Origin of the sequence: Streptomyces sp. NPDC094448 (assembly GCF_044763775.1) — a bacterium.
GTDB lineage: Bacteria > Actinomycetota > Actinomycetes > Streptomycetales > Streptomycetaceae > Streptomyces.
Genome location: NZ_JBIWGU010000008.1, coordinates 317194 through 341414 on the forward strand (window position 1 = coordinate 317194; position 24221 = coordinate 341414).

Sequence of the window (24221 nt, forward strand, 5' to 3'; positions counted from 1 at the left end):
CGTGCGTGCGTCGCTCACCTCAGAAGACCCTTCATTTCGATCGTCGGCACCGCCTTCAGCGCCGCCTCCTCCGCCTCGCGGGCCGCTTCCTCCGCGTTGACCCCGAGCTTGGAGGTCTGGATCTTCTGGTGGAGTTTGAGGATCGCGTCGATCAGCATCTCGGGGCGCGGCGGGCAGCCGGGCAGATAGATATCGACGGGGACGATGTGGTCGACGCCCTGCACGATGGCGTAGTTGTTGAACATCCCGCCCGACGAGGCGCAGACACCCATGGAGATAACCCACTTGGGGTTGGGCATCTGGTCGTAGACCTGGCGCAGGACAGGGGCCATCTTCTGGCTCACCCGGCCCGCGACGATCATCAGATCGGCCTGGCGGGGCGAGCCGCGGAAGACCTCCATGCCGAAGCGCGCAAGGTCGTAGCGGCCGGCGCCGGTCGTCATCATCTCGATGGCGCAGCAGGCCAGTCCGAACGTGGCCGGGAAGACGGATGCCTTGCGCACCCAGCCCGCGGCCTGCTCGACGGTCGTCAGCAGAAAACCGCTCGGCAGCTTCTCTTCGAGTCCCATGGGTGCCCCTTAGCCCCTAGTCCCATTCCAGGCCGCCGCGACGCCAGACATAGGCGTAGGCGACGAAGACGGTGAGCACGAAGAGCAGCATCTCGACGAGACCGAACAGACCGAGGGCGTCGAAGCTGACGGCCCAGGGATAGAGGAAGACGATCTCGATGTCGAAGATGATGAAGAGCATCGCCGTCAGGTAGTACTTGATCGGAAAGCGGCCGCCGCCTGCCGGTGTGGGGGTCGGCTCGATACCGCACTCATACGCTTCGAGCTTCGCCCTGTTGTAGCGCCTGGGGCCGATCAGCGTGGCCATGACCACGGAGAAGATCGCAAACCCTGCCCCCAGGGCGCCGAGTACAAGGATGGGCACATAGGCATTCACCCTCCTCGCTCCTTCCAGTCGTCGCTGACCGTGGACCGCACCGGGCCGTTCGGCTGCTGACCGCCTCGAAGATCGCGTACATGTGAGGCAGTTCACAAGCCCGGCTGCCCCGCATCTTATGCCCGTCGGTCTGTGATCTGCGACACGGGGTCACTCATCGCCTTTGTGATCTCCACCACCCGGATGGCGATCTTGCGCACGGGTTGGGGGCGATCTCCGCACGGGAAGCGCGCAGGGCATCACGGCGTGTCACATAGACTGTCGTTCTCGCTGGTGAGAGCGGTGACCCTCTATCAAGCACACGGCCATTCGGGCAAATTGGCGATGGACCGCTTCGGGTGCTAAAAGGCTGCACATCGGTACCGCCTCACTCGGGAGGGGACCGTCATGGACAGAAGTGGACGGCTCGGATCCGGCGCGGGATCCGTTGCCCGGCCCGGCGGTGGTGGCGGGGGTACGACATCCCGGCGGGCCTTCATCCGGCCCGCCGCGGCGCCATACGGTCACGGCGCGTAGCCGCGGTGCAAATGCGTGCGCGGGTTCACGAACTTCTGTCGGCAAAGCCGGCGGAGCGGGGCGGGGCCCCGCCGCCCCCGGCCCGCCCTCGACCGTCCTCGGCCACCACCCAGGGACCGACGACGGCTGGAACCGATCGGTCTGTGACCTGCGCCACAGGCAACCTCTCCACGGAAAAGCGGGCTTGGCCATCCGGGCATCAAGATGCTAGGCGGCAGGCAATTCGGACTATTCATAGAAACCGCATGCTCACGGACGGGAGAGCGAATGTCCGTATTGACCGTTAAGCCGTCAATGGGCTTCGACGGGGCGCGTCTTGGCGATTTCTGTCCACAACTGTGTCGCAACCCACGTTTCTTGATGGGAAGTATGTACGACTGATAACGGTGTACTCATGCCCCACACCGCTCACATACCCAGCCACCGCAAGCCCCGCCAGCGCAGCGCCCCCGTCGTCGCGCTCCGGGCGGGGGTTGCCGGTGGCGTCCTCAGCACCATCGCCGTGGCCGGTGCGGCCGGGACGGCCCACGCCGACCCGGTGACCGAGACCATGGAAATGCCCGCCTTCGACGTGGCATCGTCCCTCTCCCATGTCGTCGAGCAGTCCACCGTGACCACCCAGCAGGTGGCGCTCGACCAGCAGTTGCAGTCCAGCGAGGACTCGGCCGCCGCCGCGGCCTCCAAGGCGGCGAAGACGGCCAAGGCCGAGGCCCTGCGGAAGGCGGAGGCCGAGAAGGCCGAGGCCAAGAAGCGCGCCGAGGAGGAGCGGGCCTCGCGTGACGCCGCCCGTACGTCCCTCGCCGCGTCCAACGAGAAGGCGCCCTCGGCCTCGAACTCGTCCACGAAGGCCTCGGGCTCCGTCGGCGCCGTCATCAGCTTCCTCAGGGCGCAGGTCGGCGACGCCTATGTACTCGGCGCCACCGGCCCCAACTCCTGGGACTGCTCCAGCCTGGTGCGGGCCGCGTTCCGCCAGGCGAACATCGAGCTGCCGCGTATCGCCGCGGACCAGTCCAGGGCCGGTACCGAGGTCGGCACCGGCAACCTCAAGGTCGGCGACATCCTCTACTGGGGTGCCAAGGGCAACGCGTACCACACCGGTGTCTACATCGGTGACGGCAAGTACCTCGACGCGGCCAACCCGCGCAAGGGCGTCGTCATCCAGGATCTGTCGGGCTACCCGGCGACCGGCGCGGTCCGGGTGCTCTGAGCTTCGGACACCATCCGGTGGCCCACCGAGGTCCGTGGCTCCCCCGCTCGGGGCGGAGCCACGGACCTCGGGCGTCTTCGCGCGCCTTCAGTGGACGGACAGACCGCCGTCCACGAAGACCGACTGCCCGGTGAGATAGGCCGAGGCGCCGCTCGCCAGGAAGACGGCGGCCCCCGCGAAGTCCTCCGCCAACCCGTTCCGTCCGGTCATCGTGCGGGCGGCGAGCCGGGCGACCTGCTCCGGATCGTCGGCGAGCCGGGCGTTCAGCGGGGTCAGGACGAAGCCGGGCACCAGGGTGTTGACCGTGACGCCGTACGGGGACCACTCCTCCGCCTGTGAACGGGCCAGCGACTCCAGCCCGCCCTTGGAGACCCCGTAGGCCCCGCTCCGGACGAAAGCGCGATGCGCCTGCTGGGAGCTGATGTGGATGATCCGGCCGTGGCCGCGCTCCGCCATCCCGGGGCCGAAGCGGCGGCCGAGGAGAAAGGGCGCGGCCAGATTGACCGCCAGGGTGGTGTCCCACTCCTCGTCGGTGAGTTCACCCATCGGCGGACGGAGGTTGATTCCGGCGGCATTGACCAGGATGTCCGGTTCACCGAAGACGGCCGCGGCCTCCTCCGCCGCACTCCGCAGGGCCTCCCGGTCACCGAGGTCGGCGCTCACCCACGCGGCCCGGCAGCCGAGCGCGGTCAGCGCGTCGGCGGTGGCGGCCAGTTCCGCCTCCCGCCGCGCCACGAGGACGACGCCCGCCCCGGCCCGCGCGAGTGCCTCCGCGATCGCCCGGCCGATTCCGGAGCTGCCGCCGGTGACGAACGCGGTGCGGCCTTCGAGGGAGAACAGCCCGGTGAGATAGGGCGCCACGTCCGGCGGCGGGGGGAGCGCGGAGCCCGGCGGGGCCGCGGAGGGTTCGGGGTTCATCACGCCAGCCTAGGCCGCACACCGGACAAGTACTGACTTCTCTGTGGTTGCTTACCTCTCGGTCAGTAACGGCCGTCCGGTGCGCCCGCCCGCCACGGTCCCGCTCTGCGGCTACCGGAGCCGGTGGGGCGCGCCGGGCGTCGAACGGGGCACTGTATGGCCCTGCTTGCCCCGTGCGCTCCCCGGATCGGGTGGTTCGCCCGGCGCGTCCGGTCCGTCCCCGCTCCGGCTGGGTAGACCAGCGGTCCGACCGTCGTCAGTCACACCCTCCGAGAGGTGACCGCCGTGCGTGCCCTGCCGAGTTTTCTGGAGATCAACGACGACCTCGCCGCCGCCTGGTGCCACACCCCGTGGGCCGCCACCGATATGAGCTACGACGGAGACGCGTACCACGGGGTGTTCGATGTCGACCTGGCGTCGGACGTCAGCGACCGGGCGCCGTACCGGCCGGTGCTGCACGGGTCGATCCTGGCGCAGATCGTCTCGTACCACACCCTCGCGTCGATGCTCTACGCCTACACCAACGACCATGTCCCGGCCCTCGCCACGCTCCCCAAGGTGGCTCTGCCGGAGGCCCGTAAGCGGATCGTGGTCACCTCGATGAAGCTGTCGCTGCGGCGGGAGGTCGCCCAGACCCGGGTGCCGGTACGGCTGACCATCGACCGGGTGACGGACAAGTGGGACAGCCACCGGATGGCGTTCGCGGTGCTCTCCGTGGATGTCGCGGGCGGGCTCCAGACGGCGGAGCTGGAAGGCTGCTTCAACTTCCGCGACCGTATCGAGAGGTGATCCGCGGGGCGCGCGTCCCCGTGAACCGCGCGCCCCGGCTCTCACCGCGCGTGTTCCAGGGCCGCCCGCAACTCCTCGTACGTCGGGGCCAGCCGCTCCAGTACGGCGGAGAGCGCCGCGTCGTCCCCGGTCACGACCGGCCCCTGGAGCGCGCCGATCAGCCTCGCCTGTTGGCGGGCGGTCCCGGCGGCCCCGGTGAGCCCGAGGTGGGCCAGGCAGTCGGCCGCGTCGGAGGCCCGGCGCGCTCCGACCCGTACCGCGAAATGCTGGAGCAGTAGGCGGAGTCCGGGTTCGAGTCCGGCCTTCACCAGCTCCGCGAAGCCCGCGACCCCCGCCGCCGCGCCGAGTGTCCCGGGCGCAACGGGCAGATCGTCCCGGCCGCCGAGCCACCGCGCCGCCAGTGGCAGGGAGTCCCGAAGCGCCTGCTCGCCGCTGACGTCGCGTTCGCGGACGAAGGAGGAGCGCATGATGTACGGCTCGTCGGTGTAGGGCACGGCGTCCGCCTGCCAGGCCGCCAGGAAGGCGGGGGCGCCGAGGGTGGCGTAGGGGAAGCCTTCGGGATCGTGGAGCAGGACCGTACCGTCGGAGCCGATATCCAGTACCACCACATAGTGGTCGCCCTGTCCCGGTTCGGGTGTCCCCGGCCGGTAGAGCAGCAGCCCCATATCCACCGGCCCCACCAGCACCGGCCCGCGCGCGGCTGCCGCCCGGAGCCGCTCCAGCGCCTCGTCCGGCGTGCCCCCGGAGGTGCGTTCGCACTCCAGCCCGAGAAGGGCGACGGCTTGGCCGAGGCCGAGTTCGGGGTCCCAGGCGTACGGATCGAACAGCGGCAGCGCCCCGCCGATGAGCTGGAAGCCGAAGGCGGAGCCGGTGAGGGTCTCCACGACGGCCGGCGGGGGCAGGGGCCGGCCGGTATCGGCCCCCGCCGCCATGGTGAGGGAGTGGGTGTAGCAGTACGGGCCGGAGCCCGTGTAGGAGTGGGTCGGCGGCGCCATGGACGGACCTCTTTTCGTGGAGTGACGCCGTCAGTCGACGCCTTCACACGGTGTGAAGGTCAAGCCCGGCCCCGCTGCCCGGATCAGGCCTTCGGAGCCACCTCGATTCCACGGACTGATTCCACGGGCGCAGCCGTCGGGCGAGAATTTTCCTACCAGCGGTGTTACGTTTTAGGTATGAGCAGCCACGTAGCACCCCAGGCCGCCGAGCGGGCCGGCAAGAGATCCGTGTCGCTCGCCCAGTCACTGATCAAGGAAGTCGAGGAGCGCGCCGGCAAGAGCGGGTTCTCTTCCGTTGTGGCCGAAGCGCTGGAGGAGTGGCTCGCCGCACAGAAGCTTCGCGAGGTCGTGAGCGCCGACCGCAAGGCGTTCGGCCCCGTCTCGGCCGAAGCTCGGCGGCAGGCGGAGCAGGAGTGGTAAGCAAGCGCCTCAAGATCAAGGCAAAGAGCGAGGGCACGCTCGTCCTGGACGCCCAAGGGCTTTCGCTGCACGTCGACGGGGACGAGGGGATGCGTGCGCGTATCGAGGTCGCCCAGCAGAGCGGCCGACGCGTTGCGCTGTCCGCACTGACGCCCCTGGAAGTGCGCCGAACGGGAGAAGCCGCCAGGCGACTCCAGTTCCTGCTGTCCCGGTTCGACGTGAAACCCGTCAACGACGCGGTGACGGACACCGCAGCAAAGCTGCTGGACGCCTCGGGCCTCGACGGGCACGAATGCCTCGTGGACGCACTCGTGGTGGCCACGGCAGCACTCTGCACTCCCCCGGTACTGCTCGTCACTTCCGACAGTTCGCACATCCCGGCACTGTGCAAGGCCGCCGAGGAGCTTCCCGGCTCGCCGAAGGTGAAGATCGTCAACGTGTGACGACGAATGCCGAGCCGGCCGCTCAGCTCCCCGCCGAGCGGCCGGGCCTTGAATGATCAGGCCTTCGGAGCCACCTTCGACAGGCCGTTGATGATCCGGTCCATGGCGTCCCCGCCGGTCGGGTCGGTGAGGTTGGCCAGCATCTTCAGCGTGAAACGCATCAACATGGGGTGGGTGAGGCCGCGCTGGGCCGCCAGCTTCATGATCGTGGGGTTGCCGATCAGCTTCACGAACGCGCGGCCCAGCGTGTAGTAGCCGCCGTAGGTGTCCTTGAGGATCTTCGGGTAGCGGTGCAGGGCCAGTTCGCGCTGGGCGGGTGTGGCGCGTGCGGTGGCCTGGACGATCACCTCGGCGGCGAGCTGCCCGGACTCCATGGCGTACGCGATGCCCTCGCCGTTGAACGGGTTGACCAGCCCGCCCGCGTCGCCGACGAGCAGCAGTCCGCGGGTGTAGTGCGGCTGGCGGTTGAAGGCCATGGGGAGGGCGGCGCCGCGGATCGGGCCCGTCATGTTCTCCTCGGTGTAGCCCCACTCCTCGGGCATCGAGGCGCACCAGGCCTTGAGGACCTCGCGCCAGTCCAGCTCCTTGAAGGAGTCGGAGGTGTTGAGGACGCCGAGGCCGACGTTGGAGGTGCCGTCGCCCATGCCGAAGATCCACCCGTAGCCGGGCAGCAGCCGGTCCTCGCCGGGGCCGCGCCGGTCCCACAGCTCCAGCCACGACTCCAGATAGTCGTCGTCGTGGCGCGGGGAGGTGAAGTAGGTGCGGACGGCGACGCCCATCGGGCGGTCCTCGCGCCGGTGCAGGCCCATCGCCAGCGACAGCCGGGAGGAGTTGCCGTCGGCGGCGACGACGAGCGGGGCGTGGAAGGTGACCGGCGTCTTCTCCTCGCCGAGCTTGGCGTGGACACCGGTGATCCGGCGGGTCCGCTCGTCGACGATCGGCGCGCCGACGTTGCACCGCTCGTAGAGCCGGGCGCCGGCCTTCTGCGCCTGCCGGGCGAGCTGCTCGTCGAAGTCGTCGCGCTTGCGGACGAGTCCGTAGTCCGGGTACGAGGCCAGCTCGGGCCAGTCGAGCTGGAGCCGGACCCCGCCGCCGATGATCCGCAGACCCTTGTTCCGCAGCCAGCCGGCCTCTTCGGAGATGTCGATGCCCATGGCCACGAGCTGCTTGGTGGCGCGGGGGGTCAGTCCGTCACCGCACACCTTCTCGCGGGGGAAGGCCGTCTTCTCCAGCAGGAGGACGTCCAGTCCCGCCTTGGCCAGGTAGTAAGCGGTCGTCGCGCCGGCCGGGCCTGCCCCGACGACGATCACATCCGCGGAGTGTTCGGTGAGGGGCTGCGTCACGGCTGGTCTCTCCCGAGTCTCGGAATTGGGCGTGCTGAACGGCACGGGACATGGGCAGTCTATGTGGACGTACCGATCAGCCGACCGAAGGGCTCCCCCTCATGAGCACCCTCCTTCCCGCCGTGCGCCTGCGCGTCCCCACCGACGAGGACGCGGTGGCATGGCACCGGATCTTCGCCGACCCCGAGGTCATGGCGTTCCACGGCGGGCGGGCGGCCGAGCTGTCGTACTACGAGGAGCTGACGGCGCGCCAGCGGCGGCACGACGCCGAACGGGGCTTCTGTCTGTGGACGGTGCTTGACGAGGACGGTGCGGTGATCGGCTTCACCGGCGCCCAGCCGTGGTCCGAGCAGGGTTTCGGGCCGTACGGGGAGATCGAGATCGGCTGGCGGCTGGCGCGCCGGGCCTGGGGCAGGGGCTGTGCGACGGCGGCGGCCCGGACCACGCTGGAGCGGGTACGGGCGGCGGGCGTGCCGGATGTCGTGGCCATGGTCGACCACCGCAACGAGCGGTCGATAGCGGTGACGCGCCGGCTGGGCATGCGGCAGGCGGAGCGGTACGCCGTCCCGGGGACGGACCGCTGGGGGCACACGTTCCGGCTGGAGCTGGGGGCGCTGGGGGCGGATACGGCGGCGTGACGGCGGCGGCGGGGCGGGGCAGGGCGGCGCGGGCGGGATCGTGCAGTTCCTCCGCCCCTGCGCCGCCCGTCTCCCGGGGCCCCGGGCCGCGTCTAGGTCCTGTCCGGGCGATCTTCGAGGATCAGCCCGCGGCGTCAGATGCGGTGCATCGCAAGGCGGAGGTCCACGGCTCGTACTGGACGTACTTGCGTGGTCCGACAACGCAGCGTGGGGGTACCACCCGGGCCGCCAGGCCCAGGGGGAGTGCCGTAGCTGTCGTCGCGGGCCCGACAAGATCGCCCGGACAGGGCCTAGTTCTTGGTGCCCCGGTGCAGGGCCACGATGCCGCCCGACAGATTGCGCCAGGCCACCTTCGTCCAGCCCGCCTTCTGGAGCAGCGCCGCCAGTTCGGGCTGCTCCGGCCAGGACTGGATGGACTCCGCGAGGTATTCGTACGCCTCGGGGTTGGAGCAGACCTGGCGGGCCAGCGGCGGGAGCGCCCGCATCAGGTACTCCTCGTACACCGTCCGGAACGGCGCCCAGGTCGGATGGGAGAACTCGCAGATCACGACCCGTCCGCCGGGCTTGGTGACCCGGTACAGCTCGCGCAGCGCGGCATCGGTGTCCTGGACGTTGCGGAGCCCGAAGGAGATCGTCACCGCGTCGAAGACGCCGTCCTGGAACGGCAGCTTCGTGGCGTCGCCCGCCGTCAGCGGAAGCCAGGGGTTGCGCTTCTTGCCCTCGGTGAGCATGCCGAGGGAGAAGTCGCAGGGGACGACGAACGCTCCGGCGCGGGTGAACGGCAGGGAGGACGTGCCCGTACCGGCCGCCAGGTCGAGCACCTTCTCGCCGGGGCGGGCCGCGACCGCGGCGGCGACCTGCTTGCGCCAGTAGCGGTCCTGGCCCAGCGAGATGACGTCGTTGGTGAGGTCGTAGTTCTTCGCCACCTTGTCGAACATGGAGGCGACTTCGTGCGGCTGCTTGTCCAAGGAGGCTCGGTTCACGCCTCCCATTCTGCCGCGCGGTCCGCGGGGGGCCGGGAGGCGGGGTACGAGCCGTTCCGTCCGCGGCGCCGGGACCTGCCTCAGCGCCGCCGGTGGAGCAGCCTGCCCGCGAGGACCGTCGCCAGGCATCCGGCACCGTCCCCGGGGCCGTCGAAGACCGCGAGGTCCGCCCGCTCCCCAACGCCCCGGGCGTCCAGGACACCCGCGTACGCCCCCGCCGGTGCCCGGAAGGTCCACTTTGTGGCGGCGGGCGCCGCGGTCCCGCCCGCGGGCAGGACCGTCAGTCCGGTACGGGCCACCGCATCCGCGACGGCCGCCCGCCGCGGGGTGCCGCCGATCGCGGTGACGCCGTGGGCCAGCAGCCGCTGCGCCCCGCGCCGGGCGCTCGCGCCCCACCGGGCTTCGTCCATGGCCAGGGCGCCGAGCGCGGAGGTCCCGGCCGCGGGCAGGGGTTCGGTGCCCAGTTCGTCCGCTTCGCGAGGGTCCGGATGGTAGGCCCGGTCCAGCAGTTCGGCGCCGTACGGGTGGACGAGTCCGGGTGTCAGCACCCCCGGCCAGCGGCGGACCCGGGCCCCGGGGCAGGCTGCGGCGACCTCCTCGTAGCTGCCGGTGGCCGCGATCTCCCGGCCGTGGACGGCGACGGCGCCGCCGGGTACAGCGGGCAGCCCGCCACCGGGCAGCAGCAGCTCCGCGGTGTGGATCGTCAGCACGGGCCGGCCGCCGTCAGGAGGTGACGGGGAGGAGCTTCAGCTCCGGGTGGGCCGTACCGCCCTCGATGGCGGTGGAGGAGATATGGGAGACCACCCGCTCGTCGACCGGGTCGTTCGCCGGGTCGTCGTGGACCAGGAGGTGCTCGTACGTCGTGGCCCGCTGGGCCGGGACCCGGCCCGCCTTGCGGATCAGGTCGATGATCTCCTGGCGGTTGGAGCGGTGCTTGGCACCGGCCGAGGAGACGACGTTCTCCTCCAGCATGATCGACCCGAGGTCGTCCGCGCCGTAGTGGAGGGAGAGCTGGCCGACCTCCTTGCCGGTGGTCAGCCAGGAACCCTGGATATGGGCGATATTGTCCATGAAGAGCCGGGCGATGGCGATCATCCGCAGATATTCGAAGAGCGTCGCCTGGGTGCGGCCCTTGAGGCGGTTGTTCTCGGGCTGGTACGTGTACGGGATGAAGGCCCGGAAGCCTCCGGTCCGGTCCTGTACGTCCCGGATCATCCGCAGGTGCTCGATGCGTTCGGCGTTGGTCTCGCCGGTGCCCATCAGCATGGTGGAGGTGGATTCGACGCCCAGACCGTGGGCGGTCTCCATGATCTCCAGCCAGCGTTCGCCGGACTCCTTCAGCGGTGCGATGGCCTGCCGCGGCCGGGCGGGCAGCAGTTCGGCGCCCGCGCCCGCGAAGGAGTCGAGCCCCGCCTCGTGGATCCGCCGGATCGCGTCCTCCACCGAAACGCCGGAGATCCGGGCCATATGGTCGACCTCGGAGGCGCCGAGGGAGTGGATCACCAGCTGGGGGAAGGTTTGTTTGATGGCGGAGAAGTGCTGCTCGTAGTACTCGACGCCGTAGTCGGGGTGGTGGCCGCCCTGGAACATGATCTGGGTGCCGCCCAGTTCGACGGTCTCGGCGCAGCGGCGGAGGATGTCGTCGAGATCGCGGGTCCAGCCCTTGGCGGTGTCCTTGGGAGCCGCGTAGAAGGCGCAGAACTTGCAGGCCGTGACGCAGACGTTGGTGTAGTTGATGTTCCGCTCGATGATGTACGTCGCGATGTGCTCCGTACCGGCGTAGCGGCGGCGGCGTACGGCGTCGGCGGCCCGGCCGAGCGCGTGCAGCGGCGCGGACCGGTAGAGGTCGAGCGCCTCCTCGGGGGTGATGCGCCCGCCGTCGGCTGCACGGTCCAGCACGGACTGAAGGTCGGCCTTCTCGGTCACCGGGTGTCACCTTTCGGCGGTTCTTCTCGGCTCGTACGGCGGCGGACCGGTCGGGTCCGGATCGGGTACGGGCGCTCTGACGGGCCGGTCCAGCCTACGCCAGGGGGGCGGAGGCCTCCCGGACCGCCCCGGGAGGACCGCCGGGGTCGCTCCGTGGGCCCGCCGGGGTCGGTCCGCGCGGCGGAGGACGGCCTCGGGGCGGTCACGGAGGCGCCGGTGCCGCGGAAGGCGGCGGCCGGGCGGGCAATGCGGGGCGGCGGGGGCGGGGGCTACCTCCGTGGCGCGCCGAGGAGTTCGACCGCCACATCGGCGGGGAAACCGGTCGTCGGGCCGGTGCGGCGGGCGAATTCGCGGACCCCGGCCAACTGGTCGGGACCGAAACGGAAATCGAGGGTCCGGAAGTACCGTTCCAGTAGCTCCGCGTCGAACGCCTCCCAGCGGGACACCTGTTCGGAGACCTTGACGACCTCCTGGAGCGACAGATCGCGGGAGTCGAGGAACGCCCGGTGGACCTCGTGGACGACCTCCGGCTCCCGGGCCAGATAGTCCTTGCGGGCCGCCCAGACCGCGAACACGAACGGCAGTCCGGTCCACTCCTTCCACATCAGCCCCAGATCGTGGACCCGGAGGCCGAGCCGCGGGGCTTCGTGGAGGGAGGCCCGCAGCGCGGCATCGCCGATCAGGACGGCCGCGTCCGCCTCCTGCATCATCAGCCCGAGGTCGGGCGGGCAGGTGTAGTAGTCGGGGGCGACGCCGAACCTCTCCGCCAGCAGCAGCTGCGCCAGGCGGACGGAGGTCCGGGAGGTGGAGCCGAGGGCGACCCGGGCACCGTCGAGTTCTTCCAGGCCGACCTGGGAAACGATGACGCACGACATCACGGGCCCGTCGCAGCCCACCGCGATGTCGGGGAATGCCACGAGCCGGTCGGAGTGGCGCAGGAACTCGACGAGGGTGATGGGCGCGATGTCGAGTTCGCCCCGCACCAGGCGTTCGGAGAGCTTCTCCGGGGTGTCCTTCGTCAGATCGAAATCAATGAGCGTTCCGGTGCGAGCCAGCCCCCAGTAGAGGGGCAGGCAGTTGAGGAACTGGATATGGCCCACGCGCGGCCGGACCCGGCCGCGGCCGGCGGCGAGGGGGTCGGCCGCCGGGGAGACGGGCGCACCGGCGCTTTCGGCGCCCGCAGCGCTTTCCGGGCGGTCCCGGCGGTCGTGGCGCTGATGACGCCCCCGGTCTTCCGTGCGGTCCTCTGGGATGTCCACAACGTGAGGCTAGCCGCCGGGGCCCGGTACCGGCCGGACGGGGCGGCCGGAGGCGAGCCGGGTACGGCGCGGCGTTCCGCGCTGCCCGCCGGGGCGGGGCCGCGGCACCCCCGCCCCGCCGCAGCCCCCGGTGTTCCCCGGCGCTCGCCCCGTGCGGGGCCGGCCGGGCTCCCCCCTGTGAGCTGGGGCGCGTCAGCGAATGGAGGACGGTTTCAAGCGTCCGGGTGACGTGATCTTCACCTCTACCGCTGCCCGGACCCTGCGTGCTACGCTCAACGCAAGTTGCAGTTTGGTTTCCCTTGCAGTACAGAGCCTGCGGAGCATGTAACCCGCAGGCTTTTGTAGTTTTCAGACTTGTTTGCAGGTTCTGGAGCAGGGCAACCCTTTGGCCCAAGGAGGGCTTATGGCTACCGGAACCGTCAAGTGGTTCAACGCTGAAAAGGGCTTCGGCTTCATCGCCCAGGACGGCGGCGGCCCGGATGTCTTCGTCCACTACTCCGCGATCAACGCGGCTGGTTTCCGCTCCCTGGAGGAGAACCAGGTCGTGAACTTCGACGTCACTCAGGGCCCGAAGGGCCCGCAGGCGGAGAACGTCACCCCGGCCTAATGCCAGGGCGTCGGCGATCGCGTCCGACTTAAGCAGTACCCAAGAAGCCCCGTCCGCAAGGAACGGGGCTTCTGCCTTTCCCGGGCGGGGCCCGCCGGGGCCCACCGCGGCGAGCCCCGCCCGGGAATATCCGGAGAATTCCCGGACCCCGGAATGGAAAGTTCCGCTAAATTTTCGGTCATTTTCATCCGGTCGGCCGAACTCTGCTCCGGGACGGCCGCGCGGGGTCCGGGACGGGGCCCGGCCCGGGCCCCGGGGACGGCAGCTCCGGCAGGCGTTTCTCGTACAGCCACTCCCGGAACAGGCCGTCCAGCACCCCCGGGCCTGCGTGACGCTCCGCAAGCGCGGTGAAGCCCTCCGTGGTCACCAGCCCATGCCGGTGGACCGCCGTCCACTCCCGCAGCAGGGCCGTGAACACCGTGTCCCCGACCACGGTCCGCAGCGCGTGCAGCGTCAGTGCGCCCCGTTCGTACACCCGGTCGTCGAAGAGCCGCCGGAACCCCGGGTCGGCCAGCCGCAGATCCTGCGGCAGCCGGGCGATCACGGCCCGGGAGCGGGCCGCCATCACGGCCGCGGACGGTCCGCCGGACGCCTCGGACCAGAGCCACTCCGCGTACTTCGCGAACCCCTCGTTCAGCCAGATATGCCGCCAGTCGGCGACGGTCAGACTGTTGCCGAACCACTGGTGGGCCAGTTCGTGGGCGATCAGCCGTTCGCTGCCGCGCGCGCCGTCGACGTGGTTGGCGCCGAAGACGGCGAGCCCCTCCGCCTCGACCGGGACGTCCAGGTCGTCGGCGGTCACCACCACCGTGTACTCGTCGAAGGGGTACGGGCCGAAACGGTCCTCGAACAGGGCGATCATCCGGTGCTGGCGGGCGAAGTCATGGGCGAACCGCGCGAGCAGCGGGCGCGGTACGGCGGCGGACTGCGGCACCCGGCCGGCGTCCGGGCCGGGGACCGGTACCCGTTCGTACGGCCCGATCTGGACCGTGGCCAGATAGGTCGCCATCGGCGCGGTCTGCTCGTACACCCAGCGGGTCGTGGACGAACCGGAGGTGCGGGAGGTCAGCCGTCCGTTGGCGACCACGGTGTACGGGGTGGGCGCGGTCATCGCGATCCGGTACGCGGCCTTGTCGTCGGGCCGGTCGTTGCAGGGGAACCAGGACGGCGCGCCGTGCGGCTGGGAGGCCACCAGGGCGCCCTCGTCGAGCTGCTCCCAGCCCAGTTCGCCCCACTCCCGGGTGCGGACGGGCTGCGGTACGCCCTGGTAGCGGACCTCGGCGGTGAAGGCGGTGCCCGCCGGGAGCGGCCGGTCGGGGGTGATCCGCAGCTTTCCGGCCCGGTGGGTCCAGCGGGCCGGGCGGCGGCCGTCGACGAGCACCTTGTGGATCTTGAAGGGGCCGAGGTCGAGGGCGACGACGGGCAGATTGCGGCAGGCCACGGCGGATACCCCGGCGCGGCCCGCGAGCCGGCCGGTGTGCGGGATGTATTCGAGGTCGAGGTCGTAGGCGGTGACGCGGTAGCCGTCGTCGCCGTGCTGGGGGAGATAGGAGTCGCTCACGCCGTGGCCTTCGGTGGGTGCGGACGGGACGGCCGGGACGGCTGCTTTGTTACGGGGGCGCGGCGGGCCGGGTGGGGCCGCCCGGGAGTCTCCTGGTCACTCACGGCCCCCCGCCCGCCCGGGCCGAACCGGCTCTCCGGCCGTCCTCATCCGGTCGGGCCCCGGGCTTTCCCGCCCGGTCCCGGCCCCCGGCCTCCGCTCCCCCGGCCCGCCGGGCGCGGTCGGGCCAGGCGGCGATCGGGTTGCCCAGCCAGCGGGTGCCCGGCGGGACCCGTTCACCGCGCAGCACCAGGGACGCCGGGCCCACCACCGCGCCCGCGCCGACGACCGAACCGGGCAGGGCGATGGCATGCGGCCCGAGGGTGGCCCCCGGGCCCAGCTCCACCGGCCCCAGGCGCATGATCCGGTCGTGGAAGAGATGGGTCTGGAGCACACAGCCCCGGTTGACGCTCGCGCCCGCGCCGACGCTGACCAGGTCTGCTTCCGGCAGCCAGTACGTCTCGCACCAGGCGCCGCGGCCCACCCGGGCGCCGAGGGTCCGCAGCCACAGGTTCATCAGCGGGGTGCCGCCCGCCGCTCCGATCAGCCACGGCACGGCCAGCACCTCCACGAAGGTGTCGGCCAGCTCGCCCCGCCAGACGAACCCCGACCAGAGCGGATGCTCCCCCGCCCGGAACCGGCCGGCCAGCAGCCATTTCGCAACGGCCGTGACCACCCAGGCCAGCACCCCGCCCACGGCCAGCAGCGGACCGGTGAGGACCGCCGCGGCCAAGATCCCGTACGCCCCGGCGAGCGCCGCGAACGCGAACACGCCCGCGACGGCGAGCGCCGCCGAGCAGAGCACCGGCACGATCCGGCAGAGTTCGACGGCGGCCCGCGCCCAGCGCAGCCGTGCGGGGGGTGCGTAGGTACGGCTCCGGTCGCCCGCCTCCGGGGTCCGCGGCAGCCTCATCGGGGGCATCCCCAGCCAGGAACTGCCCGCCTCGGCCCGTTTCGGCGCGGCCGACAGCACACCGACCAGACCGCGCTTGGGCACCCGGCGGCCCGCCGCCGTCATGCCCGAATTGCCGAGGAAGGCCCGTTTGCCGACTCGGGCGGCGGCGATCCGCAGCCGGCCGCCGCCCAGCTCATAGGAGCCGATCATGGTGTCGTCGGCGAGGAACGCGCCGTCGCCGACCGTCGTCATCCCGGGCAGCGCCAGCACGGTCGAGGCCTCGACGCCCCGGCCGACCTTCATCCCGAGGGCCCGCAGCCAGCCGGGCGTGGCGAGGCTGGCGTAGAGCGGGAAGAGCTGGGCGCGGGCGGTGTCCATCAGCCGCTCCACGGCCCAGGCGCGCCAGGCGGCGGGCCCGTGGACCGGGTGGCTGCCCGCGCGGAGCCCGGCGCCCAGCGCCCGTACCCCTGCCAGGATCAGCAGGGCGTACGCGGCCAGGCCGGTGAGGGTGGCGGGGACGATGCCGACAGCGGGCCCGGGGGCGTACCGGAGCACCAGCAGCGCGGGGAGCGCGGCGGCGGCGGGCAGCAGACCGAGAAGGACGGACGTCAGCGCGTAGACGGCGGTCCAGCGGGCCCGGCGCGGCGGGCGCGGGCCGGCCGACCGGCGGGTGCGGGCCCGTCCGGTGCGGATGGCGGGCACCCCGGACCACCGCTCCCCCGCCGGTACGGTGCCGGTCACCGCCGATCCGGGCGCGATCTCGGCGCGCTTGCCGATCCGGGTGCCGGGGAAGAGGGTGCTGCGGGCCCCGACGACGGCGCCGGCTCCGATCCGTACCGCCCCGATGTGCAGGCGGTCGCCGTCCAGCCAGTGTCCGGCGAGATCGGCCTCGGGTTCGACGGCCGCGCCCCGGCCGAGCCGCAGCAGTCCGGTGACGGGCGGCAGGGAGTGCAGATCGACGCCGTCGCCGACGCGGACGCCGAGGGCGCGGGCGTAGTAGACCAGCCAGCAGCCCGCGAGCTGTCCGGCGCCGCAGAGCTGGGCGAGCCGCTCGGCGGCCCAGAGCCTGAGGTGGACGGATCCGCCGCGGGGGTACGAGCCGGGGCGCAGCCCGCGCAGCAGCAGCCGGGCGCCGCCCGCGGCGATCACGATCCGGCCGGGCGGCCCGGCGAGCAGCAGCCAGCCGGGGACGATCCACCACCAGGAGAATCCGGGCCCGGCGCCGATGATGTTCGCGGCGGCCGCGGCGACGACGGCCCAGCGCAGCCCGCCGAGGGTGAGCAGCAGCGGCAGGACGGCGAGCTGCACCGTCCGGGCGCGGTGCGGGACCGGTGGCACGGTCCGGGGGCCGGGGCGCTCGTCGCGCCTTCTGCCGTCGGCGGGCTGGTCGAGGAAGCGGGCGAGTGCGCCGAGGCCGGGGTTGCGGTAGATGTCGCCGACGGAGCCGGTGCCGTACCGCTCCCTGATCCGGGAGACGAGCCGCGCGGCGGCGAGGCTGCCGCCGCCGTGCGCGAAGAAGTCGGCGGCGGTGTCGTGGGGGGCCGCCCCGAGGAGTTCGCCCCACTGCGCGGCGAGCCACGCCTCGGTGGGGGTGAGGCCGGGCCCCGGGGGCTCCGGCCCGGCCCCGGGGGGCAGTGGCCAGGGCAGGGCGTCCCGGTCGACCTTGCCGGATGTACGCGTGGGCAGCTCGGCGAGGACGGCGAGCACGGGCACGAGGCCCGCGGGCAGCACCTGCCGCAGCCGGGCGACGGCGGCGGCCACGTCGAATCCGGGGGCTTCGGCGGGGGGCGCGACGGGGTCCGGTGCGCCGCCGAGCCGCGCGGCGGGCGTCCCGGGATCCGGTGCACCGCCGAGCCCCACGGCGGGCGTCCCGGGGCCGGGGGAGCCGGTGCGCCCTGGGGCGCCCGGGGCGGGCGGTGCCGGAGCAGCCGTCTTCCGGCCGGTGGCACCGGAGCGTCCGGGCAGATCCGGCACCGGACGAGCGTCGTGGGCGGGGCCGTCGGCGGGCGGCGCTTCTGCCGAACCGGCGCAGTCGCTCGGCCTGCCGAGGCCGTACGGGACCTCGCCGGACGCGCCCCGCGCGGCCGGGCCGTACAGGTCCCCGGAGGCCCTCCGGCCACGCACCCCGGCGGAGGCGCCCGACATGCCCGGGGTAGCGGGGGCCGCCGAGACTGCCGGGGCTGCCGGGGCTGCCGGGGCACCCGACGTGCCCGGGGCACCCAGGGCACCCGGGGCACCCAGGCCGGCCGGGCCAGCCGGGTCAGCCGGGCCAGCCGGGGTAGCCGGGACCACGGGGACCACCGGATCCGACGGGACCACGTAGCCCACCAGGACCCGGGTGCCCGCGGGTGTCGTGCGGACGGCCGCCGCCGCGGCCGTGACATCCGGGAGGGACCGCAGCGCGGCGTCGATCTCGCCCAGTTCGATCCGGCGGCCGCCGATCTTGATCTGGTCGTCGGCGCGGCCCAGGAAGACCAGTCCTCCGGGGTCGGCCCGGACCAGATCGCCGGAGCGGTAGGCCCGGGGCCAGCCGGTCGCGGGGAGCGGGGCGTAGGCAGCGGTGTCGCGGGCCGGGTCCAGATAGCGCGCCAGTCCCGCGCCGCCGATCACCAGCTCACCGCTCTCCCCCGGCGCCACCGGTTCACCCCGCCGGTCCACCACGGCCAGGTCCCAGCCCGCCAGCGGGAGCCCGATCTTCACCGGCCCGCGGCCGTCGGTCAGCCGGGCCGCGCAGGAGACCACCGTCGCCTCCGTCGGGCCGTACGTGTTCCACACCTCCCGCCCCGGCACGGCCAGCCGCCCGGCCAGTTCGGCCGGGCACGCCTCGCCGCCGAGGACCAGCAGCCGTACCCCGTCCAGCGCGGCCTGCGGCCACAGCTCGGCGAGCGTGGGCACGGTCGAAACAGCGGTGATGCCCCGCTCCGCCAGCCAGGGCCCCAGGTCGGCGCCGGTCCGTACGAGCGCCCGGGGCGCCGGCACCAGACACGCGCCGTGCCGCCACGCCAGCCACATCTCCTCGCACGACGCGTCGAAGGCCACCGACAGCCCGGCGAGCACCCGGTCGCCGGGCCCGAGCGGCGCCCCGCGCAGAAAGAGCCGCGCCTCCGCGTCCACGAACGCGGCGGCGGCCCGGTGGGTGACCGCGACTCCCTTGGGCCTGCCCGTCGAACCGGAGGTGAAGATCACCCAGGCGTCGTCGCCGGGCCGCGGCGGAATCGGCGGATCCGGTCGCCCGGGGCCCCGGCCGCCCGTGCTCGCGAGCGCCCGGCCGGGTCCCAGCACACCCGCCACCGCCGCCTCCCGGAACACGGTCCGGGCCCGCTCCTCGGGGTCGTCCGCGTCGACCGGGACATAGGCCGCGCCCGCCGCCAGGACCCCCAGGACGCAGACGTACAGGTCGGCCGTGCCGGACGGGACGCGGACGCCGACCCGGGCACCCCGGGCCACTCCGCGGGCGGCGAGGTGACGGCGTACCGCTTCGACCTCGTCCAGCAGGGCGCGGTATGTGAGCGGGGGGCCCGCGCCGTCGTCGAGGGCGAGCGCGCCGGGGTGGGCGCGGGCCGTGGCGGCGAGGATGTCGAGGAGGGTCCGTTCGGGTGCCGCGGGGCCGCCGGAGTAGACCGCGCGGGGCCCGGCAGCGGGTCCGGTGAGGAGGGACGGCTCCGGAGCGACGGTCATCCGGCGCGCCCGCCGCTGCAGGCTTCGCCGGGGTCGTGGTGCTGATCGGTCGCCATCTGTCGGTCTCCGTCCGTCGGCGCGGGCGTGCCGTCCGCGGGCCGTCCGCATGACAGACGAGGAGCCTATTAGCGTTTGATCACCTTTGCCGGTTATGCATGGGAATCATGCCCGGGGGCGGCGGCCCCGGGGCAATCACCTCAGCCCGGGGACCAGCGTTCGCCTGTGATCAGATCGCCGAGGCCGACCCACGCGAAGTTCATCAGCGTGGCCGCCGCCTCCTTCGCCGAGACCGTCCCGCTCTCGTTGACCCAGGCCGCGAGCGACTCCGCCGCCCCCACCAGGGCCTGCGCCAGCCCCGCGATATCGCGCTCCCCGGGCGGTCCGGGCGAACCGGCCTCCCGGGCGGCGGCCTCCAGCAGCACCGCCACGAACGCGACGATCTCGTCGCGCATCGCGGCGACTTCCCGTGCGAAGGGTTCGCCGTGGGTCCGGGCCTGCCGGTGCAGTACGGACCAGGCGTCGGGGTGCTCGGCGGCGTACGCGAAGAAGGCCGTGAGCCCCGCCCACAGCTGCCGGTCCGCCGGCAGGCCCGGCTCCACCGCCCGCGCCACGGCGGCGAGCAGCGCCTGCGCCTCCCGCCGGATGCAGGCCGTGAACAGCTCTTCCTTGGAGTGCAGATAGAGATAGACGAGCGGTTTGGAGACCCCCGCCAGCTCGGCGATCTCGTCCATGGACGCCGCACGGTAGCCGCGCTGTCCGAAGATCCGTACCGCCGCGTCCATCATCTGCTGCTCGCGTACGGCCCGCGGCATCCGCCTTGCCCCTGTTCCGCCGCGGGCCCCGCCCCGGGCCCCGCCGCTCGCACCCGCAGCCATGCCCCGCTCCCCTCCGCCCGGCGCCCCCGCCCGGCGGCCCCGAATGACCAGCCCCCGCTACTCAGCGGTAAGCCTACGGGCCGCCACAAGGTCACCAATGAGCCAAAGGGCCCCGTTCGCACCCCCGCAAACGCACCGGGCCCCCGCTCTCCGTGAGGGGGAGAGCGGGGGCCCGGCGGGCAGGGAGCGGGGCGGTGCCGGGGTCAGGCGGGGGCCGGAATCGAAACCTTGCGCTCCGCGTCGGACGGCGCGATCTCGTCGATCGGGGACGCGCTGGCCGAGTTGTACCGGTCGAGGTCGAGGATGTTCTCCCGGGCGGCGACGATCACCGGGACCAGTGCCTGGCCCGCCACGTTCGTGGCCGTACGGATCATGTCGAGGATCGGGTCGATCGCCAGCAGCAGGCCCACACCCTCCAGCGGAAGGCCCAGCGTGGAGAGGGTCAGCGTGGTCATCACGGTGGCGCCGGTGAGGCCGGCGGTCGCCGCGGAGCCGACCACGGAGACAAAGGCGATCAGCAGATAGTCCTGGACCCCGAGCTGCACGTCGAAGATCTGTGCGACGAAGATCGCGGCGAGCGCCGGGTAGATCGCGGCGCAGCCGTCCATCTTGGTGGTGGCGCCGAACGGGACGGCGAAGGACGCGTACTCCTTCGGGACGCCCAGACGCTCGGTGACCCGCTGGGTGACCGGCATGGTGCCGACCGAGGAGCGGGAGACGAACGCGAGCTGGATGGCGGGCCAGGCGCCCTTGAAGAACTGGACCGGGTTGACCTTGGCGACGGTCGCGAGCAGCAGCGGGTAGACGCCGAAGAGGACCAGGATGCAGCCGATGTAGACATCGGCGGTGAAGGTCGCGTACTTGCTGATCAGATCCCAGCCGTAGTCCGCGATGGCGTAGCCGATCAGACCGACGGTGCCCAGCGGGGCGAGGCGGATGACCCACCACAGCGCCTTCTGGAGCAGTTCCAGGACGGATTCGCTGAGGGTGAGGATCGGCTTGGCCTTCTCGCCCAGCGCCAGCGCGGCGATACCGGCGAAGGCGGCGAGGAAGACGATCTGGAGGACCTTCAGCTCGGCGAAGGGCGTGATGATGTCCGTCGGGATGATTCCGGTCAGGAAGTCGATCCACGAACCGGACTTCTCCGGGGCCTTGCCGTCCTTCGGCGTCAGGCCGGTGCCCTCGCCCGGGTTGGTGACCAGGCCGATCGTGATGCCGATGGCGACCGCGATCAGCGAGGTGATCAGGAACCAGAGGAGCGTGCGCGAGGCCAGCCGGGCGGCGTTGTTCACCTTGCGGAGGTTGGTGATCGACACCAGGATCGCGAAGAAGACGAGCGGTGCGACAGCCAGCTTCAGCAGCCGGACGAATATCCCGCCGATCTGCTCCAGCGTGTCCTTCAGCCAGGAGATGTCCTGGCTGCGGGCGAGCCAGCCGAGCAGCACACCGAGCACCAGACCGAGGACGATCTGGGCCCAGAAGGGAATTCTCGGCAGTCGGGAGCCGGCGGCGGGGGCCTCGGGCTCCCGGTCGGCGGGGGACGTCGTGTTCGCGGACACGGACACACTCCAGTGATGGCTGCGGAAGGGGTGAGCGGAAGGCGGCGCCCGTGCGCGAGAAGGGCCAGGTCGGGGCTGCCGCTGAAAGGGGATGCCGGGGTCAGTGCGAGCGGTGACAGACCGCGGACGTACAGCGGCAGAGATCGACATGCAGGCGCGCCACGAGCGGGATGCTCGCGGCATGGCGGAGGCGCACTGATGTCTGCATGCGGAACACATTAACACCGCCCCTTTGAGGTCCTCAAAGGTCTACTTGGGGGCGTGGGTGGAGAATCCCCTCGGAATCCTCGGCCGATCACCTGTATTAACCCGTAAAAACACGGACATCCCGGGCGAGGTATCAAGATCCTCACCCGGGATGTGTGACACATCCGATATGCGCGCGATACACGCGTTTTATACGGCGGCGCCCGCCGCGCGGCGGAGCGTCAGGCGATACCGTCCTCGCGCGTGCGGTTCGCGTGCAGCCGCTCCTTCGCCCGGTCCACACCGCCGACGATCTGCTCGGACATCGCGTCGCGCTGCTTCCGCAGCAGGACGAAGCTGAGCGGCGCGGAGATCACCAGCGCCAGCAGCACCACCCAGACGAAGTTGGCGTCGCCGAGCCCCTTGGGCAGGATCCCGAACTGGACCAGGACCGCCACGAGCACGAAACATCCCGCGAAGACGGCGAGACGGAGGCCGGTGTACTTGATCGCGGCACTGGACTTGGCAGACTTGGCAGACGCAGACACGGTGCCCTTCTCCCTGCTTCCGCGCATACGCGATGTTCACGTACGCGACATGTGTGGACGTGCTCTCCCAGTGAAGCACGCACCGAATTCGATCAGGACAGCGGCCCGAGCGGCCGCCCGCGCCGGGCTCCGGGCGCCCCCGGGCCCCGGGGCTCAGCGCAGCGGCAGCAGCATCGTGATGTCGTCGCGGTCGTCGCCGTCCGCGACCCGGATCGCGCCCGGGACCCGTCCGACCTCCTTGTAGCCGCAGGAGGCGTAGAAGTCTTCGAGTCCGAGGCCGCCCCGGCAGCCGAGCCGGATGGCGTCGATGCCGTCGAAGCCGCGCGCCGCTTCCGCCACGGCCGCCATCAGCTCCCGGCCGGTGCCCCGCCCCTGGAGACGGGGGTGCACCATGACCGTGTACAGCCACGCCCAGTGCGTCATCAGACGGTGGCCGTTGAAGGCGAAGAAGGCGGTGGCCGCGATCCGCCCGTCGTCGTCGCGCCCGACGAGCAGCCGGATCCGCCCCTCCGCCATACCGGCGAAGTGCCGTACCAGCTCGGGCCGTATGTCGTCCTCGGTCACGGGCGGTACGAAGCCGACCGCGCCGCCCGCGTTGCTGACATCGGCCCAGAGCGCGAGCACCCCGTCGCGGAGCGCCCGGTCGGCCACCGGGTCGAGGGTGTAGGTGAGGGTCATCGGCGGGCCGTCCTTCAGATCCGCATCGGCTGCGGCGACTCGCGGCGGTCCGCGTCCGGACCCGGGTACTCGCGGATGACCTCGTACCGCGTGTTCCGCTCGACCGGCCGGAAGCCGGCGTCCCGGATCAGCTCCAGCAGATCGTCGCGGGTCAGCTTGTTCGGGGTGCCGTAGTTGTCGGCGTCATGGGTGATCTTGTACTCGACGACCGAGCCGTCCATGTCGTCGGCGCCGTGCTGGAGCGCGAGCTGCGCGGTCTGCACCCCGTGCATGACCCAGAACACCTTCACATGCGGCACATTGTCGAAGAGCAGCCGGGACACGGCGAAGGTCTTCAGCGCCTCGGCGCCGGTGGCCATCGTGGTCCGCGCCTGGAGGCGGTTGCGGACCTTGCCGTCCTTCATATCGACGAAGTCGTGCTGGTAGCGGAGCGGGATGAAGACCTGGAAGCCGCCGGTCTCGTCCTGGAGCTCGCGCAGCCGCAGCACGTGGTCGACGCGGTGGCGGGGCTCTTCGATATGTCCGTACAGCATGGTGCACGGGGTCTTCAGACCCTTGCTGTGCGCCAGGCGGTGGATGCGCGACCAGTCCTCCCAGTGGGTTTTGTGGTCGACGATGTGCTGCCGGACCTCCCAGTCGAAGATCTCCGCGCCACCGCCGGTGAGGGATTCCAGCCCGGCTTCGATCAGCTCGTCGAGGATCTCGGAGGCGGAGAGCCCCGAGATGGTCTCGAAGTGGTGGATCTCGGTGGCGGTGAACGCCTTCAGGGAGACGTTCGGCAGCGCTTCCTTCAGCGCGGACAGCGAGCGCGGGTAGTAGCGCCAGGGGAGGTTGGGGTGGAGCCCGTTGACGATGTGCAGTTCGGTGAGGTTCTCGTTCTCCATCGCCTTGGCGAGGCGGACGGCTTCCTCGATGCGCATCGTGTACGCGTCCTTCTCGCCCGGCTTCCGCTGGAACGAGCAGTACGCGCAGGACGCGGTGCACACGTTCGTCATATTGAGGTGACGGTTGACGTTGAAGTGGACGACGTCGCCGTTCTTACGGGTACGGACCTCGTGCGCGAGGCCCCCGAGCCAGGCGAGGTCGTCCGAGTCGTAGAGCGCGATCCCGTCCTCACGGGTCAGCCGCTCACCGGCGAGGACCTTCTCCTCCAGCTCGCGCTTGAGCCCAGCGTCCATGCGCCCGCCTCCCACTTTCTCTTCCGTCGAGCCTC

Annotated in this window: 23 protein-coding genes; 6 read left to right on the forward strand and 17 right to left on the reverse strand. The window is 71.9% G+C overall.

Going from position 1 to position 24221, the window contains the following annotated elements:
* Positions 1 to 14: 14 nt before the first annotated feature.
* Positions 15 to 569 carry an NADH-quinone oxidoreductase subunit B family protein gene (locus tag ACIQ9E_RS18010; protein ID WP_006347345.1) on the reverse strand — a complete coding sequence of 185 codons (555 nt, stop codon included), beginning with the start codon at positions 567 to 569 and terminating at the stop codon, positions 15 to 17.
* A 16-nt stretch (positions 570 to 585) separates the two neighbouring features.
* Positions 586 to 945, reverse strand: a complete 360-nt coding sequence (locus ACIQ9E_RS18015; protein ID WP_403707878.1) for an NADH-quinone oxidoreductase subunit A — start codon at positions 943 to 945, stop codon at positions 586 to 588.
* A gap of 910 nt (positions 946 to 1855) precedes the next feature.
* Here ACIQ9E_RS18015 and ACIQ9E_RS18020 point away from each other — a divergent pair.
* Positions 1856 to 2668 (forward strand): C40 family peptidase, encoded by an 813-nt coding sequence (locus tag ACIQ9E_RS18020; RefSeq protein WP_403707880.1) that lies wholly within the window; start codon positions 1856 to 1858, stop codon positions 2666 to 2668.
* 87 nt (positions 2669 to 2755) lie between these two features.
* Here ACIQ9E_RS18020 and ACIQ9E_RS18025 read toward each other — a convergent pair whose 3' ends face one another.
* Positions 2756 to 3586 (reverse strand): SDR family NAD(P)-dependent oxidoreductase, encoded by an 831-nt coding sequence (locus ACIQ9E_RS18025; RefSeq protein WP_403707882.1) that lies wholly within the window; start codon positions 3584 to 3586, stop codon positions 2756 to 2758.
* A 276-nt stretch (positions 3587 to 3862) separates the two neighbouring features.
* Here ACIQ9E_RS18025 and ACIQ9E_RS18030 point away from each other — a divergent pair, with 276 nt between their 5' ends.
* Complete coding sequence (locus ACIQ9E_RS18030; protein ID WP_403707884.1) at positions 3863 to 4375, forward strand: hypothetical protein; 513 nt, start codon at positions 3863 to 3865, stop codon at positions 4373 to 4375.
* Positions 4376 to 4416: 41 nt separating this feature from the next.
* Here the strand turns inward: ACIQ9E_RS18030 and ACIQ9E_RS18035 are convergent, their stop codons facing one another.
* Positions 4417 to 5370 (reverse strand): hypothetical protein, encoded by a 954-nt coding sequence (locus ACIQ9E_RS18035; RefSeq protein WP_403707886.1) that lies wholly within the window; start codon positions 5368 to 5370, stop codon positions 4417 to 4419.
* Positions 5371 to 5547: 177 nt separating this feature from the next.
* Between ACIQ9E_RS18035 and ACIQ9E_RS18040 the strand changes: the two genes are divergently transcribed.
* Both ACIQ9E_RS18040 and ACIQ9E_RS18045 read left to right on the forward strand, forming a co-directional pair.
* Positions 5548 to 5790: a hypothetical protein gene (locus ACIQ9E_RS18040; protein WP_403707888.1), complete on the forward strand. Its 243-nt coding sequence runs from the start codon at positions 5548 to 5550 to the stop codon at positions 5788 to 5790.
* Positions 5784 to 6233: a DNA-binding protein gene (locus ACIQ9E_RS18045; RefSeq protein ID WP_403707890.1), complete on the forward strand. Its 450-nt coding sequence runs from the start codon at positions 5784 to 5786 to the stop codon at positions 6231 to 6233. The genes ACIQ9E_RS18040 and ACIQ9E_RS18045 overlap by 7 nt, the downstream gene beginning before the upstream one ends.
* A 56-nt stretch (positions 6234 to 6289) precedes the next feature.
* Here ACIQ9E_RS18045 and ACIQ9E_RS18050 read toward each other — a convergent pair whose 3' ends face one another.
* The gene (locus ACIQ9E_RS18050) at positions 6290 to 7576 is read right to left on the reverse strand and encodes a geranylgeranyl reductase family protein (RefSeq protein ID WP_403707892.1); all 1287 of its coding nucleotides are present in this window, start codon (positions 7574 to 7576) and stop codon (positions 6290 to 6292) included.
* Positions 7577 to 7677: 101 nt separating this feature from the next.
* Here ACIQ9E_RS18050 and ACIQ9E_RS18055 point away from each other — a divergent pair, with 101 nt between their 5' ends.
* A complete protein-coding gene (locus ACIQ9E_RS18055; RefSeq protein WP_403707894.1) occupies positions 7678 to 8214 on the forward strand; it encodes a GNAT family N-acetyltransferase in 537 nt (178 codons plus the stop codon).
* A 290-nt stretch (positions 8215 to 8504) separates the two neighbouring features.
* On the opposite strand, the gene ACIQ9E_RS18060 is transcribed toward ACIQ9E_RS18055, so the two are convergent.
* The 4 genes from ACIQ9E_RS18060 to ACIQ9E_RS18075 all read right to left on the reverse strand — a co-directional run bounded on the left by ACIQ9E_RS18060 (position 8505) and on the right by ACIQ9E_RS18075 (position 12223).
* A complete protein-coding gene (locus ACIQ9E_RS18060) occupies positions 8505 to 9197 on the reverse strand; it encodes a demethylmenaquinone methyltransferase (protein ID WP_403707896.1) in 693 nt (230 codons plus the stop codon).
* Positions 9198 to 9277: 80 nt separating this feature from the next.
* On the reverse strand, positions 9278 to 9907 hold the full coding sequence (locus tag ACIQ9E_RS18065; protein WP_403707898.1) for a hypothetical protein: 630 nt from the start codon (positions 9905 to 9907) through the stop codon (positions 9278 to 9280).
* A 13-nt stretch (positions 9908 to 9920) separates the two neighbouring features.
* The gene (gene mqnC / locus ACIQ9E_RS18070; RefSeq protein ID WP_403707900.1) at positions 9921 to 11123 is read right to left on the reverse strand and encodes a cyclic dehypoxanthinyl futalosine synthase; all 1203 of its coding nucleotides are present in this window, start codon (positions 11121 to 11123) and stop codon (positions 9921 to 9923) included.
* Between the two features lie 269 nt (positions 11124 to 11392).
* Positions 11393 to 12223, reverse strand: coding sequence for a menaquinone biosynthetic enzyme MqnA/MqnD family protein (locus tag ACIQ9E_RS18075; protein ID WP_403708165.1), 831 nt, complete (start codon positions 12221 to 12223; stop codon positions 11393 to 11395).
* Between the two features lie 562 nt (positions 12224 to 12785).
* Between ACIQ9E_RS18075 and ACIQ9E_RS18080 the strand changes: the two genes are divergently transcribed.
* On the forward strand, positions 12786 to 12989 hold the full coding sequence (locus ACIQ9E_RS18080) for a cold-shock protein (RefSeq protein ID WP_006347360.1): 204 nt from the start codon (positions 12786 to 12788) through the stop codon (positions 12987 to 12989).
* Positions 12990 to 13173: 184 nt separating this feature from the next.
* Here ACIQ9E_RS18080 and ACIQ9E_RS18085 read toward each other — a convergent pair whose 3' ends face one another.
* The 8 genes from ACIQ9E_RS18085 to mqnE all read right to left on the reverse strand — a co-directional run bounded on the left by ACIQ9E_RS18085 (position 13174) and on the right by mqnE (position 24186).
* Positions 13174 to 14550, reverse strand: coding sequence for a M1 family metallopeptidase (locus tag ACIQ9E_RS18085; protein WP_403707902.1), 1377 nt, complete (start codon positions 14548 to 14550; stop codon positions 13174 to 13176).
* Between the two features lie 100 nt (positions 14551 to 14650).
* Complete coding sequence (locus tag ACIQ9E_RS18090) at positions 14651 to 19162, reverse strand: Pls/PosA family non-ribosomal peptide synthetase (RefSeq protein ID WP_403707904.1); 4512 nt, start codon at positions 19160 to 19162, stop codon at positions 14651 to 14653.
* A gap of 197 nt (positions 19163 to 19359) precedes the next feature.
* Entirely contained in the window at positions 19360 to 19974 is a 615-nt protein-coding gene (locus ACIQ9E_RS18095) for a TetR/AcrR family transcriptional regulator (RefSeq protein WP_403707906.1), read from the reverse strand.
* Positions 19975 to 20240: 266 nt separating this feature from the next.
* Positions 20241 to 21596, reverse strand: a complete 1356-nt coding sequence (locus tag ACIQ9E_RS18100) for a dicarboxylate/amino acid:cation symporter (RefSeq protein WP_006347367.1) — start codon at positions 21594 to 21596, stop codon at positions 20241 to 20243.
* 100 nt (positions 21597 to 21696) lie between these two features.
* Positions 21697 to 21804, reverse strand: coding sequence for a putative leader peptide (locus ACIQ9E_RS18105; RefSeq protein WP_403707908.1), 108 nt, complete (start codon positions 21802 to 21804; stop codon positions 21697 to 21699).
* A 220-nt stretch (positions 21805 to 22024) separates the two neighbouring features.
* Complete coding sequence (locus ACIQ9E_RS18110; protein ID WP_403707910.1) at positions 22025 to 22357, reverse strand: DUF4229 domain-containing protein; 333 nt, start codon at positions 22355 to 22357, stop codon at positions 22025 to 22027.
* Positions 22358 to 22483: 126 nt separating this feature from the next.
* Positions 22484 to 23008, reverse strand: coding sequence for a GNAT family N-acetyltransferase (locus ACIQ9E_RS18115; RefSeq protein ID WP_403707912.1), 525 nt, complete (start codon positions 23006 to 23008; stop codon positions 22484 to 22486).
* A gap of 14 nt (positions 23009 to 23022) precedes the next feature.
* Positions 23023 to 24186 (reverse strand): aminofutalosine synthase MqnE, encoded by a 1164-nt coding sequence (gene mqnE, locus ACIQ9E_RS18120; protein WP_403707914.1) that lies wholly within the window; start codon positions 24184 to 24186, stop codon positions 23023 to 23025.
* Between the last annotated feature and the right edge of the window lie 35 nt (positions 24187 to 24221).